This window comes from Mycobacterium sp. E3198, from assembly GCF_001667015.1.
Classification (GTDB): Bacteria; Actinomycetota; Actinomycetes; order Mycobacteriales; family Mycobacteriaceae; genus Mycobacterium.
On record NZ_LZIS01000116.1, the window covers coordinates 1 to 13,499 of the forward strand.

Sequence of the window (13,499 nt, forward strand, 5' to 3'; positions counted from 1 at the left end):
TGTCGGTGCGAACCCACACCGCGACCAACGAATCGATGCACATCGTCAAAGCGGGGGGCAATTGGCTCGACCAGCTACGGATTCTCACGTGGCTCGTCGTCGATCCGGCGTCGTCCGCCTCGATCCGCGCCATCGCGGGCGTGTGGTGGTCAATCACGTGGCTGGCCCTGCCTTTTCGGGTGTTGGCCTTCGGTCCGGAGCGGCGGTCGCGCCTGAAGACCATCGCGTCGGCTCCGGCGGCCGAGTTCGCCCGCGCGCGGCGGTGGCGCGACGGCCTTCCTAGGCCGGTTTGACCCAGGTCGACGGGCCGCAGCCGAGCCGGTCCAGGTTGGCTTGGATGAGCTCGTAGGGATAGTCGGTGCGCTGCTCGAGGAAGTCGCGCAACCGCGCCATGGAGTCGTGCCAGGGCTCGTTGTATCGCGGCAAACTCGCCTTGAGGAAGGGAAAACGGAAGTGCTCGATCAGGCCGTCCCAGTAGTACAGGGTGTGGTTGAACGGTTCTCCGGAGAACTTGCCCGCCCATTGGTGGTCCGCTGACCGCTCATACGTCGCCCGAAGGTCGGCGACCGACACGAACGGCTTCATGGCGAGCCCCGCGTCGCGAGCGCGCCTGGACAGCCCGATCTCGTATCGGTCGACGATGTTGACCTTGTCGACGATGTAGGCGAAGTCATCCCAGAATTCGTTGAGGAACGGGCGGGTTCGCGAATTGAGGTCCCACGCCAGGAAAAACGACTGAAGGTGGACGCCGAACTCGGCGCTTTCGATGGCGCCGTACATGTCGGCGCCGTAGAACGAGCTCCACATCTCCTCGAGCGGAAAAAGTGGCCCGAACACGCTGTCGTTGGCCAGGACCAGGCGGTCGAACTGATCGAGCGACCAGCCGTGCCGCTTGAGGATGGACCAGGCGAGGTGCCAAGAGCCGAAGTCCATGCACAGGGTGCGCCGGGTGTAGACGCCCGCGCAGAGGGCACGCAGTGGAGCGACGGACTCCGGCGTGAGCCGTGGAGTACCGGAGACAAACACGATCGTTGCGCCCAGCTGGTACAGCGCCTTGAGGTAATAGACGACGTAGGGGTCGACGATTCCCTGGGAGTCGAAGTGTGCGAACAAGACCAGCGTGCCGCGCCCGGGCGAAGGCTGCGGCGGCAGCTCCTGGTGCGTTTGACGGATGAAGCGGAGCGCGTTGCCGTGTAAGCGGTATGGCACGGCGTCCGCGTAGCGGCGGGCGCGCCCGGCCTCAGCGCGTAGCCTGCTCGCCAGATTCAAGGTCACCTCGCAGCTTCCGGCGCGTCGCTCGCCCCCGGTGGGCCTACCGGTCCCCACGATAGAGCGCCACGATTGAAGCGCCGATATGACCCGAAACGGCAGGGTTCGCCCGCCGTCCGACTAGTGTGTCGCTCGACACGCAGATGGGGGTGCATCGGAATGAACCAGAGGCTCAAGGTGGCGGGCGAGGCGACATCCGCGCCGGAGACCCGTGGCTTGGTGCCGGCCGAAATTCCCTATATCCGCCCGAGCTTTCCAGGACCTGACGAGCTGGCCGAAGACTTCAAAGAGATCGTCCACAACAACTGGTACACCAACTTCGGCCCGAAGGAGCGGCAGTTCGCGCACGCCCTGACCACGTACCTCGGGGGTGGCCTGCACGTCGCCACCTTCGCCAACGGCACCTTGGCGCTGATTGCGGCGGTAGACGCCACCTTCGGCCCGGGGAGGCGGGACCGCTACCTGCTGACGCCGGCGTTCACCTTCATCGCCGTCGCCGAGGCCGCCCTGTGGGTCGGGTACCGCCCGTGGTTCGTCGACATCGATCCCGACACCTGGCAGCCGAGCGTCCCGTCCGCGCGTGCCGTGCTCGAGTCGGCACGCGATCAAATCGCCGGCATCCTGCTCACCAACGCATTCGGCGTCGGCAACCCTCAGGTGGGTGCGTGGGAGGATCTCGCCGCCGAATGGGAACTGCCCGTCGTGCTCGACTCGGCGGCCGGCTTCGGCTCGATGTACGCGGACGGCAACCCCGTCGGAGGGCGCGGCTCCTGCGAGATCTTTTCCTTCCACGCGACCAAGCCGTTCGCGATCGGCGAAGGCGGAGCGCTGGTGTCTCGCGACCAACGCCTGGTCGACCATGCCCTTCACTTCCAGAACTTCGGCTTTGATGCTTCGCGCGCCTGCGCCTCGCTGGGCCTCAACGCGAAGCTGCAGGAGATCAATGCCGCGATCGGACTGCGCCAGCTTGTCGGTCTCGACGACCGCCTGGCAACGCGCCGCGACGTCCTCGAGCGGTACCGCACCGAACTCACCGGGCTGGGTCTGCGGTTCCAACCCAATGCCGAGGTCTCCTCGCTGTGCTGCGGAAGCGCGTGCTGCGCATCCGCCGAGCAGCAGGTCGCGGTGCTCGCCAGCCTGCACGAGAGCCGGGTGCAGGCCCGCGATTACTACAACCCGCCGCTGCACCGGCACCCCTACTTCATGGCACACCCGGAGCTGATCGCCTCGGCAGACCTGTCCGTCACCGAAGATGTCTGCTCACGCATCGTGTCGCTCCCGATCCACGACAACATGCCGCCCGACGATGTTGCGCGCATCATCTCCGCCGTGAAGAACGGGAGCTGACGGCAACGCTATCCGAACTTGCGGGCCTTGTTCGCGTAGTAGCGGATGCAGTCCTCGGGGTAGCCACGCGCGGAAAACTCCTCGAGGAGGCGGTCAACCTCGTAGGGAATCGATTCGAACTGGATCTCACCGCTGGCGGTGTCCAGGATCAGGAAGTCCGCCGCATCGATCCATTTGCGGTTCTGGCCGATGCTGCCCGGATTGACGATCGTGAATTCGCCACGCTCGATCCGATATTGGTGATGGGTATGCCCGACCATGTAATGGCGATCGATATCGATGTCGGTGTCCGGGTAGATCCTCCGCTCACCGATCGTGTGGATGCAGCGGTAGATGCCGAGGTCGACGTGGTCGAGGACTTGCGTCAGGAATCCGTTGCGGGAGAACAGAGGCCGGGAATGACGATAGAAGTCCTGAACGAGGGGAATCTCCCGATCGGGGCTCTCGTCACCTCGAAACAGCCTTTCGTGATTGCCCTCGACAACCTGGATCCCCGGCAGGCTCAGGACGAGATCCACGCATTCGTCGTTCCACGGGCCGTAATTGACCACATCCCCCAGGCACAGATAGGCGTCGACACGCCCGGATGTCGCCTCCACGAACCGCTGCAACGCGACCAGGTTGCCATGTACGTCGCTGAAGACGGCGACCTTCATGCGATCTCTCCTTCTTCGACGAGATGATCGCGGTACTCGCGCACTCCCGCGCCCAGGGAACGCGGCGCAAATCGCCATGTCTGACGGGCCTTTTCGATCGAGAGGGGCGCGAACCCCGCGAACGAGCCGGGCATCGCGGGCTCGACCTGCAGGGCCTCATCGCCCTGGCCGTACAGGGCGACGACCTGCCGGGCCAGCTCGAGGAGGCTGGTGTGCTCGCCGGAGGCGATGTTGTAGATCCCGCCGTCCCCGGAGCCAACGGCGCTAAGCACGGCGGCCGCCACGTCGGCCACATGCACATAGTTGAACCGCGCCACGCCGCCGCCGACGATGCGCAACGGCTTGCCCTCGGCCGTCAGCCGCAGAAACGTCGGGATGACCTTCTGCGCCGGCTCCCCGGGCCCGTATGGCGTCGCGACGCGCAGAATCAGGACCTCCATGTCCGTGCGATTGGCGATATTCGACAGATAGACCTCCGCCGCGAGCTTGCTTGTCAGGTATGCGGTCCCGTATCGCGACGGAAACGCCGCGTCGGACTCGGTGCGCGGGCTGTCGGAGTCCGCGTAAATATTGGCGCCGGATAGCTGAACGAACCTCCGGACGCCGCGCTGCCCCGCCTCCTCCGCGAGGTTGATCGCGGCCAGCGCATTGATCTCGTTGCACTGAGCCGCCTCGTGGAGGTCCCCCATATCGGCGGGGATGTACGCCGACAGGTGGCAGACGGCGTGGACTCCGTCCAGCGCCGCCGCGCGGGCCTGCGGCTCCCGTATATCGCCACGGGTCACGCGCTCGCACAGCGCCGCCAGGTCCGCGGGCAGCGGCGTGCGATGCTGCCAGGCGGCCACGCGGTATCCGCCGTCGGTGAGGGCGCGTATCACGTGTCGGCCGGTGAAGCCGGCCGCCCCGGTCACCAGGACAAGCCCGGTCATAGCCGCTTGCCGCCACCGGACAGGAACCCGGTGTCGCGTAGTTGTTCGATGTCGGCGTTGGGCACCACCAGTTCCTGCCAATAGCGCAGGATGGTGACCTCGCTGATGGAAAACGTTGGCGCGGCGCCGCCCAGCACATAGTCGGCGATGATCTTGGGCTCGTTGAAGCCGGCCAGCGCGCGGGCGGCCGTCGTTCCCGAGCAGCGCGCGTTGATTTCGAAGACGTACGCCTGGCCGTCCCTGACCCGTAGCTGAATGTTGCACGCGCCGAACGGCTTCAGCGCCTCGACGATCGTCCGGACCGTCGCTTCCAGTTCCGGGTTGTGCTCGACGAACGCCTTGTAGGTATCGCCGTCGCGCAAAATGCGCCGCATGACGATCACCCCGAGGCAGTTGCCGTCGAGAGTCACACTGCCGCAGGTATATTCGTCGCCTTCGATGTACTCCTGCACGATGCAGTTCTCGGGGTCGACGAGCTGGCGAAAAAGCTCGAATTCCCGCTCCGTGCGCGCGACGAAGGTGCTCCGCGAGCGCGCACCGCCCCGCTGCGGCTTGAGCACGACCGGGCCTTCGAATTCCTCGACGTCGCACAGTTTCTGGGTTGCCGGGGTCGGCAACCCCAGCGAGCCGACGAACGCGCTCGTCTGAAGCTTGTCGTCGCACAGGCGGACGATCTCCGGCGCGCTGATGACCGGCACGATGCCCTGCGCCGTGAACCTGTCGATGTTTTCCGACAAGGGAAGCAACTCGACGTCATGGCCCACGAAGATCAGCCCACACTGCTCCGCGAGGCAGATCTCCACCAACCGATCGATGAATCTCGGGTCGGACGCATAAAGCCCTCGGTACGCCCTGGGCGCGGCGTGCAGTCCGGCGGCGAGCACTTCGGAATCGGTGGCGACGACGCCGTAGGACGTCTGCGCCAGCGCCTTGAGCACACTCTGGCCGACGCCACCGCCGACGCCCGTCACCAGGATGTTCTTCACGTGCTCACGCCGCGGTGAGTAGGACACATCCCCCATTCCGACACGACCGGCATCGTACCCGTCAGGTTGTCGGCCCATGTCTGCTTTCTGGGCTCGGCGCGCGGCTAGTGTTTCTGTGGACACACTCGATGGCAGATCCGGAAGGCAGTGCTAGTGACCGATACAGCCGCGCAGCCGCCCAAGGTCAGCGTCGTGTCGATTACGTACAACCAGGAGCCGTACATCCGCCAGGCCCTCGATGGCTTCGTCGCCCAGAAGGCCGACTTCCCCGTCGAGATCGTCGTCGCCGATGACGCCTCGACTGATGCCACTCAGGCAATCGTTCGACAGTACGCGGACCGGTATCCGCAACTGTTCCGGCCGATCCTCCGCTCCGAAAACATCGGCGCCTTCGCGAACCTGACCAGCGCCCTGCAAGCTGCCCGCGGCGAGTACGTCGCCCTCTGCGAGGGGGACGATTTCTGGGACGACCCGCTGAAGCTGAGCAAGCAGGTAGCCTTCCTCGATCAGCACCCGGAAACGACGGTGTGCTTCCACCCGGTGCGGGTGATCTGCGACGACGGGTCCAAGGACTCGGAGCACCCGCCGATTTCCTGGCGGGCCGACCTGTCCGTGGAGGCGTTGATCGCGCGCAATTTCATCCAGACGAACTCGGTCGTCTACCGCCGCCTTCCGCGCTACGACGGCATCCCGCCCGACGTCATGCCGCTGGACTGGTATCTGCATGTCCTGCACGCGGCCCGCGGCGGCATCGCCATGCTGCCCGAAACGATGGGGGTCTACCGCCGCCACTCGCAGGGTATCTGGCACACCGCGTACGCGGACCCCCCGAAGTTCTGGCTGAACCGGGGTCCCGGGGTGGCGGCGATGCTCGAGGCGATGCTCGACCTATTCCCCGGCGAAGCCTCCCGCGAGGAGGTCATCGGCGAGAGCGCCGAGTGGGTCCTCGGCGAGATCGCGAAGGTCCCGGGCCCGGAGGGGCGCGCCGCGCTCCTCGACGTCATCGCAAGGCGGCCGCGGCTCGCGATGCTGGCCCTGCAACATCTGCGGACGCAGACACCGCGACGCCGACTCCAGAAGCGGCTTTCCAGCGAATTGTCCGGCTGGCGGGCTCATCTCGACGCGTACTCCGGCCGGGCGAAACGCCGGATCGCACGCCCCAACGGCCGCTAGACGGCGTCCGTACCCGGCTTTCGAACGACGTACAGCACGGAGCCCGGCGCGACGCCATGCCGCGAGAACACGTCCTCGCCGAAGGTGTCCGAGTCGAGCGCGGAAAGCTCGAAGCCGCTCTGCCGGATCCGGGAGCAGAGGGTGGAGCGATCGTAGAGCCGCACGTGGTCACCTTGCGCGAAGCGGCGCCACCGCTCCCCCTCGTCGGTCACCGTGGGGTCCTCGTCGAAGGCGCCGTCGGGCGCCACGGGGGTCATGATGATGCCGCGCCCGCCGGGCGTCAGGATCCGGTACAGCTCGCTCAGGGCGCGGGCGTCGTCGGGGACGTGCTCAAGGATGTGCGAACAGATGAAAAAGTCGAACGACGCGTCGGCGTACATCGTCATGTCGGTGATGTCGACGACGTCGTCGACCCCGGCCATCATCAAATCCGCCGTGCGGTGCTCCAGATCGTCGCGCCCGCGCAAGTACGCCGAAAGCGCTGGGGCCGGCGCAAATTCCAGCACGCGTCGGACACCGCTGGGCTGCAAGAAATTGTCGATATAGAGCTTGTAGAGGCGGTCCCGATCGGAAGAACCGCACACCGGACACAGGTACCGGCGGTGGTTCATGGTCTCGAAGTCGTCGAGCGAGTACGGGTGGCCGTACTTGGCGAGCACGCCGCCCAGCATGCGGCTGATGCTCCGGAAGCGGACCCGGCTTCGGCATATGTTGCACTGACCCGGGCCCAGGTAGAGGGCACGGCGGACAAGGGTGCCAGCGCGACGGCCGGTGTCCGAGAAAACCACGGGTCTCATTCAACAACAGGACCCGCCGGCGCACTCGCCGATTGCTCGTTCGACCACGACGACCCGTTCTCGCTCGCTTGGCTTAGGTTTTCTTTCTGCCCAGCGCGAAGAAGTCCGTCCGCGTGGTCGTCATGTCCAGGATCTCGAAGCCGACATGGTCCAGCATTGTTTCGATGAGCGGGACGTCGAAGACGTGGTGATGAAGCGTCCGGTTCTCGAAATTCTTCAGGCTTCGCCGCCGAAAATTTTCCAAATCACCGGCCGGAGGGTCCATCGGCAGGTCGTGGAGCGCGAGGATCTCATCCAGGTGCGTGAGGTCATCCTCTCCCACATCGCTGTCGAAGTCGTCCAACAAGTGCTCGAACTTGGTGAACGGGCGCCGATGGTCGAAGTTGCTTTCTTTGTTAGGCAGGACGAGTATCAGTCCGCCATCGGGCCTGATCACCCGCTTCCACTCGTTCAGTGCTTTAATCGGATTGGCGACGTGCTCCAGACAGTTAGACGACAATAGAAAGTCATATTGCGCCGCGTCGATGGCGGACAAGTTAGTCGCCTCCTCGATGAACTGCCGCCCGCGTTTGCTGGGGTAATACCTGTAGTCATTTCCTGCGGCGATGCTGCCCTCCCAGACGGTATCCGTGCCGAAGTTGACGCCATCCAAGCCCGCAGCAACTTGGTATAGGGGCAACAGGGTCTTGAACAGCAGGCTTGGACCACCGACCTCAATCCCGTATTGGCGGGCGACGAATGACTGGTACTTCTGCCGCAGAGGCAGTCGTTGGCCCGCATACTTCACCGCAAAGAACAGGTCGGCCGCCGGTTTCACCGCCGAATTCAACATTCCGTTCCTCCACATTGTCCAAAAATCTCAGCGGGGGCGAGTCGCGATCGCAGCAGGGTCACCGCCGCGCGCCAGGGATGCTCAACCGTGCTCCGACGGCGAAGAACAAACCTACGCCGAGTGCCAGCAATGCAGGGGCGACTACCGGTAGGAGCCGGACCGCGCCGGCGGTGACGCCGGCCAGGGACCCCTTGAGCAGCATCCTGCTGCGTGCACCGGCGTTGTCGGAGTTGGTAGGCCGGAATTCACGGGGCAGAATCGCCCTCACGTCGGGATCGGCCAAGATCGACGCCAGTCGTTGTGGGTCGGGAAAGGAGAGGTCGACCGCCTGGCCGCGACCGCCCTTCGCTTTGAGATCAGCGACGTTTCGCGTGGCGAGATAAGCCTGGACGTTGATCTCTTGTTGATGTGCCCCTTCACCCCAGGCGACGGCCTTGAGCACCAACCCGTAGCCGAGCGCGCCAAAAGCCGTCACGACGATGAACACCCACATCACGACACCTTGCTTCGCGAATCGGCTGAATCGCGAGACACACACCCTGTCGAAGCTCGCGAAGACCGCCATCAGAGCCACCGGGTAAACGAGCAGCGCAATGTCCAGATACCGCGCGGCGATGGCGGTTCCACGACCGTAAGCAAGCAGCACGAGCTGGATGGTGACCCACCCACTAATTCCGACTGCAATCCAGACACGATCGGAAATACGGGGCCGCCTCGCCACCGCGTGATAGCAGAACCAGACCATCGGGATGAAACCGACGCCCACCAAAGCGGCGAACTGGCACAAACCCTGGATGAACGATGTCCATGGCACTTTCACCGGATGCGGGATGGATGCGGCCCAGACGATCATCGCCACCGCGATTGACGTGAGGATGACAACACCGGCGATCTCACGGGCGCACCGCTTTCTGGCGTTGGTAGCGATCTGGATGCCCACGAGCGCGCCCACGGCGAGGACGGCGGCCACACCCGTCGCAAAAGAGAAGTAACTGAGCACGGCGGCGGCCAATCCGCCAAACCAACGCGCCGAAAACGGCCGCGCGAAAGCGAACGCGACCACGGCCGCGATACCGAAGAGCAACGCGAGGTACACCTGGCTCTGAAATCCCCACAGAGTGTTCTCGTAACCCATAGGCAGGGCAAACAGGAATGCGATGAAGCACGCCAGGAGCATGCGGCGTTGGATGGGGACAAGGGGCATCAGCAGCGCCGCCAGCCAGGCGATCACCGCGGTGTGCACGATCGCGCCGAAGACCATCTCGAGGCGCACGTTCCATTCACCCGCCAGCTCGAGATGGGCCAGCGCGAACAGACGGAAAACGAGGATGCGGTGTTCATTGTGCGGGGCTAACAGATCGTTCAAAGACAGCGTGCCCCTCAGGTATGGGGAAAATAGATCTGCCGCCTCGCCGTTCCATTGATCGTAAAAGGGCATCGGCGAACCGAGGATCCAGATGGTGATGAGCTTGGCGCCCAGAACAGCGCAGGCGACCGCGGCCAGCAAAGCGACTGTGCGCTTCCGCCCGGGCCGCGGTGTAGTAGGCGCGGCGTGCGGCGTCACTCCGTCATCTTCCCGCTCCCGGTGATGCTGCCGGGCGTCCAAAGTCATTTTCATGAGTGACTCTTTCCGTACCGGCGGAGCAGCCGCAGCGCCCCCAACGAGGCCAGACCGCTTCCCGCCCACTGCAATACCGGACGCCGCATGGCCAACCCGTACCAATGCAGGTAGGCCGGCAGCCAGCCGACCAGATCGAACTTGCTGTCGCCGGCGGTTCGGTCATCCCAACTGCTGGGAACCTCATCGACCCGATAGCCGAGCAGATGCGCCTTCGTCGTGAGCTCCAGCCCCACCTCGAAACCTTGCCCACTCTCCACAGGGACTTCGTCGAGGAAGCGGCGACTATAGGCGCGGAAGTTCGTGGTGGCATCGTGCGTGGGGATGCGCCCCACGTAGTGCAGGCTGAGTCCGGCGGTGCGCGACATCAGCGTCTTCAACCGGGGTCCGCCGCGCTGGGTGCCCCCACGCATGTAGCGGGATCCGCTGACGACGTGCGCTCCGTCGTCGCGAATTTTGGCCGCCATCAACGGAATTACCGCAGGCGGATCGGAAAGGTCGGCCATGCTGGTGACGACGACGTCGCCGCGGGCGGCCGCGAAACCGGCGATCAAGGCGTTCGCCACGCCCTTCCCGAGAGAGTTACGGACCAGCCGCACGGTGGCCGGCCTGTCGAGCATGGCGGCCAGCGCGGGCAGCGTGCTGTCCTCGTCGAAGTCGTAACACACGAGCAGCTCGTGCGGGGTTCCGGCCAACGCCTCGGTGAGTCTGCGGACACAGAGCTGGATGTTGTCGCCCTCGTTGTGGACCGGGATGACCACGCTCACTAGGCGCTGATCGTCGGCCGCGGATCCAGATCCCGGCTTGCGGGCGCGAATCACGAATTGCTTGCCCAAGATTCGCCACGCCATTCTGGACCGTAGGTACCCGCGCACCAGGATCGGCGCCTGCGGCAACGGCGAGGACGACGTGTAGGGCAGGAACCGGCCGTAGCTTTCCACGACCTCGAAATCGCAGGACTCCAGCAGCTCGGTCAGGGAGCGATCGCTGATCGGCACCATGTGATCCCAGAAGTCCCAATAGTCGCCGGGGACAAAGCGGATGTTGGGTCCCATCGCGATCAGGTGACCGCCCGGCTTGAGCACCCGGCGGGCCGCGGCGATCGTGCGCTCGACCTCTTCCTTGCTCCGCAGGTGCTCCAGCAGGTTGCTGGTGAACACGACGTCCACCGACCCGTCCGCGAGGAAGCCGAGGTCGTCGGCGCGGCCCTGGTGGAACTCGACGCCGGGCTCCAGCATGCCGGCGCTGTCCGGATTGAGGTCGACGCCGATCCGGCGCGCGGCGCTCACGTGGTTGAGGAACTCGCCGTAGCCGCAACCGAGGTCGACCACCGTGTCGCTGCGCCTGATCCACGCCTGGAAAAAGTCCCGGACCAAGACGGCCCAGATGGCCGACCGCGACTCGCGGGCGTGGCCGAAGCGATTGCGGTACAGCTGTTGAAGGTCGGGCCTACCCGCGATGCGCATGACGTTTCGGTGGCGACAACTCTTGCACGTCAGATGGTTCCGGCCTCGACGGCGTCGACGATCCAGGGTATGACCTCGTCCAGCATGGCATCGAGCGTCGTCGCCGCCTCGAAACCCAGAACCTCGGACGCCTTGTGGACATCCGGCGAGCGCAACTGGACGTCGTGCTCGAACGGCGGATCGCTCTCGTAGCGAAACGGAGCGCCGGGCCGCATCTTTTTCCAGATCACTTCCGCCAACTCCAGCACGGTGGTGGCTTGGGGCGTCGACAGGTTGAAGTCCCCGTTCAGCGCGGCCGGATGTTCCATGCAGGTGCGGATGCCGCGCGCCAGGTCGCCGCCGTAGGTGTAGTGGCGCACCTGGGTGCCGTCGCCGAGGATGTGCAGGGGGTCCTGGCCCTTCGCCACCTTCTGGATGAGGTCGGGCACGACGTGGCTCATCGCGAGTTTGACGTTGCCGCTGGGAATTTCGCGGCCGCCGAGCGCCCGCTGCTCGCCGGTGCCTACGCAGTTGAAGGGGCGGATGATCGTATACGGCAGCCCGTACTGCTCATAGGCACCGTGCGCGAAGTACTCGCAGGCCAGCTTCTGAAAGCCGTAAGTGCTTGTCGGGGGCGGACACTCGGTGATGTGCTTCTCCGGCGTCGGGAAAACGGTGGCGTTCTCGAACACCATCGAGGAACTGATCACGTTGATCTTCTTGAGCCAGCCCTTGCGGTACGCGTAGATGGCGGCGTCGAAATGGGCGGCGGCGATCCGTTCGTTCTCGGCCAACAGGTCGTAGGCGTACTCGTGGAAGTAGGTGATGCCGCCGATGCGGGCCGCACTGGCGACCAGCTGGTCGCACCCCTCGATCAGCTGGAACATCAAATCCACGTCTTTGACGTCACCCTCGACGAAGGTGTAGCGCGGGTGGTCGTCGTAGCTCTTCGTGACCTTGCCGTATTTGGAGTAGTTGTCGATCCCGACGACCTCATGGCCGGCGCGCAGCAGCTCGTCGACAACGTAGCCGTTGATGAATCCCGCGCTGCCGGTGACGAGAACCTTCACTGGGCCGGCGTTCCCGTGCCCAGCGCCGCCAGCCGGGCTCCGTTCGACGCCTCCGCTTCGGGTTCGGCGACATCCAGGCAGCCCCAGACGTCCTCGACGATCTTGTCCCGCGGGATCTGCAGGCCGCGGTAGATCGAGTGGGGCACGCCGATGACGATCACATCGGCCCGGCCCAAAACGGCGTCCAGCGCGTAGTAATCCGGGCCATCCAGGAACGGGTCGTGCAGCATGACGTTCTTGGCCTCCAGCATGAGCAGGTGCCGGAGCTTGAAGCTCAGCGAGTCGCGCGTGTCGTCGCAGTCCGCCTTGAACGTCATGCCGAGCAGGCCAACGGTCTTGTCGCGCAGGTCAACCCGGCGCTTGAGCATGTTCACGATGAACTGTGGCTGGCCCTCATTGATCAGCATGGCCGCGTGCCCCAGCATGAAGTTGTTGTTGCTGAACGCGGCGAGCTGCATGGTGTCCTTCAACAGGCAGGGGCCCGCCGCCAGTCCGGCGCGGGGCAGACTGTCGACCCGGGCGTTTTTGTGGGTGGCCGCGTGATGGACGCGATCGAAGTCCAGCCCGGCCTCGCGGCTGAGCAGATAGAACTGGTTGGCGACCGCGAACTGGATGTAGCGGTAGGCGTTGCAGAACAGCTTGGCCAGCTCGGCCTCCTGCGGCTCCACCTCGATGATCTCGCTGGTGACCTGGGAGAAAAGTTCGCGGACGATCCGGCGACCCTCGACGTCGAAACCACTGATGATCTGCGGAATCATCCTCAGCTCGCGAATCGAATGGCCCTGCGCGATGCGCTCCGGGCAGAACGTGACATGAACGCCGATCCCCCGGTCGGCGAACATGTCGTGGACGCGCTGGCTCAGCCCGGGGTAGACGGTGCTTCTGAGCACGAGCGTCTGCCCGTCGTGGAAGTACGGGCTGATCTCGTCGATGATGCGAAAGAAGGTGTGCGCCTGCGGTGTCAGGTACTCATCCACCGGGGTTCCGACGACGCAGATCACGATGTCGGAGTTCCTGACCGCCCACGAATCGGTCGTCGCCGAGATGCGCCCGGTCGGCAACAACCGCTTGAGCAGCTCCTGGGCTCCGTTCTCGACGAACGGCATCCGCCCGGCCATGATCGTCTTCAAGGCGGTCGCGTTCGTATCCAAAATATCGACGTTGAATCCCACGTCCGCGAGCACGAGCGCCAGCGGTAGCCCGACGTGCCCGGCGCCGCCGATGATGCAGATGCGCTTATCGGATTGAGTCACCATGTGAACCGCCGCCTCCCCACTTTCCTATCTGCGACAATTCCCGCCCCCGATGCAGGCTGTCTCCGACGTCCACGGCTACTGTGTGTAGAAGCCTACGAGCTGGCGTATCCGAACGTGGGCG

12 protein-coding genes and 1 pseudogene are annotated in these 13,499 nt (G+C 64.9%); 3 read left to right on the forward strand and 10 right to left on the reverse strand.

The genetic code is table 11. From position 1 onward, the window contains the following. Nucleotides 1–293 (forward strand): annotated as a pseudogene (locus A5673_RS29535) (glycosyltransferase family 2 protein); the annotation flags it as partial. On the opposite strand, the gene A5673_RS13175 reads toward A5673_RS29535, so the two are convergent. Next, complete coding sequence (locus tag A5673_RS13175; RefSeq protein WP_068232539.1) at nt 280–1,275, reverse strand: rhamnan synthesis F family protein; 996 nt, start codon at nt 1,273–1,275, stop codon at nt 280–282. The pseudogene A5673_RS29535 and the gene A5673_RS13175 overlap by 14 nt on opposite strands. Nucleotides 1,276–1,446: 171 nt before the next feature. Between A5673_RS13175 and A5673_RS13180 the strand changes: the two genes are divergently transcribed. Then, nucleotides 1,447–2,616, forward strand: a complete 1,170-nt coding sequence (locus A5673_RS13180) for a DegT/DnrJ/EryC1/StrS family aminotransferase (RefSeq protein WP_231971062.1) — start codon at nt 1,447–1,449, stop codon at nt 2,614–2,616. Between the two features lie 8 nt (nt 2,617–2,624). Here the strand turns inward: A5673_RS13180 and A5673_RS13185 are convergent, their stop codons facing one another. From A5673_RS13185 to A5673_RS13195, 3 genes are read right to left on the reverse strand one after another with little or no spacing between them, the layout of a single operon-like run. Then, complete coding sequence (locus tag A5673_RS13185; protein ID WP_068232545.1) at nt 2,625–3,272, reverse strand: metallophosphoesterase; 648 nt, start codon at nt 3,270–3,272, stop codon at nt 2,625–2,627. Further along, nucleotides 3,269–4,183 carry an NAD(P)-dependent oxidoreductase gene (locus A5673_RS13190; RefSeq protein ID WP_197518369.1) on the reverse strand — a complete coding sequence of 305 codons (915 nt, stop codon included), beginning with the start codon at nt 4,181–4,183 and terminating at the stop codon, nt 3,269–3,271. Before A5673_RS13190 ends, A5673_RS13185 begins: the two co-directional genes overlap by 4 nt. Before the next feature lie 14 nt (nt 4,184–4,197). Beyond that, nucleotides 4,198–5,214, reverse strand: coding sequence for an ATP-grasp domain-containing protein (locus tag A5673_RS13195; RefSeq protein WP_197518370.1), 1,017 nt, complete (start codon nt 5,212–5,214; stop codon nt 4,198–4,200). Between the two features lie 126 nt (nt 5,215–5,340). On the opposite strand from A5673_RS13195, the gene A5673_RS13200 reads away from it, so the two are divergent. Beyond that, a complete protein-coding gene (locus A5673_RS13200) occupies nt 5,341–6,360 on the forward strand; it encodes a glycosyltransferase (RefSeq protein WP_068232553.1) in 1,020 nt (339 codons plus the stop codon). Here the strand turns inward: A5673_RS13200 and A5673_RS13205 are convergent. From A5673_RS13205 to A5673_RS13230, 6 genes are all read right to left on the reverse strand, one after another. Beyond that, entirely contained in the window at nt 6,357–7,031 is a 675-nt protein-coding gene (locus tag A5673_RS13205; RefSeq protein WP_068232566.1) for a methyltransferase domain-containing protein, read from the reverse strand. The genes A5673_RS13200 and A5673_RS13205 overlap by 4 nt on opposite strands. Before the next feature lie 199 nt (nt 7,032–7,230). After that, nucleotides 7,231–7,974 (reverse strand): bifunctional 2-polyprenyl-6-hydroxyphenol methylase/3-demethylubiquinol 3-O-methyltransferase UbiG, encoded by a 744-nt coding sequence (locus A5673_RS13210; RefSeq protein ID WP_197518371.1) that lies wholly within the window; start codon nt 7,972–7,974, stop codon nt 7,231–7,233. A gap of 73 nt (nt 7,975–8,047) precedes the next feature. Further along, nucleotides 8,048–9,607 (reverse strand): hypothetical protein, encoded by a 1,560-nt coding sequence (locus tag A5673_RS13215; RefSeq protein WP_156748165.1) that lies wholly within the window; start codon nt 9,605–9,607, stop codon nt 8,048–8,050. After that, nucleotides 9,604–11,073: a glycosyltransferase gene (locus A5673_RS13220; RefSeq protein ID WP_068232580.1), complete on the reverse strand. Its 1,470-nt coding sequence runs from the start codon at nt 11,071–11,073 to the stop codon at nt 9,604–9,606. Before A5673_RS13220 ends, A5673_RS13215 begins: the two co-directional genes overlap by 4 nt. 29 nt (nt 11,074–11,102) lie before the next feature. After that, the gene (locus tag A5673_RS13225) at nt 11,103–12,122 is read right to left on the reverse strand and encodes an NAD(P)-dependent oxidoreductase (protein WP_068232583.1); all 1,020 of its coding nucleotides are present in this window, start codon (nt 12,120–12,122) and stop codon (nt 11,103–11,105) included. Then, nucleotides 12,119–13,378, reverse strand: a complete 1,260-nt coding sequence (locus A5673_RS13230) for a nucleotide sugar dehydrogenase (RefSeq protein WP_068232586.1) — start codon at nt 13,376–13,378, stop codon at nt 12,119–12,121. The genes A5673_RS13225 and A5673_RS13230 overlap by 4 nt, the downstream gene beginning before the upstream one ends. Between the last annotated feature and the right edge of the window lie 121 nt (nt 13,379–13,499).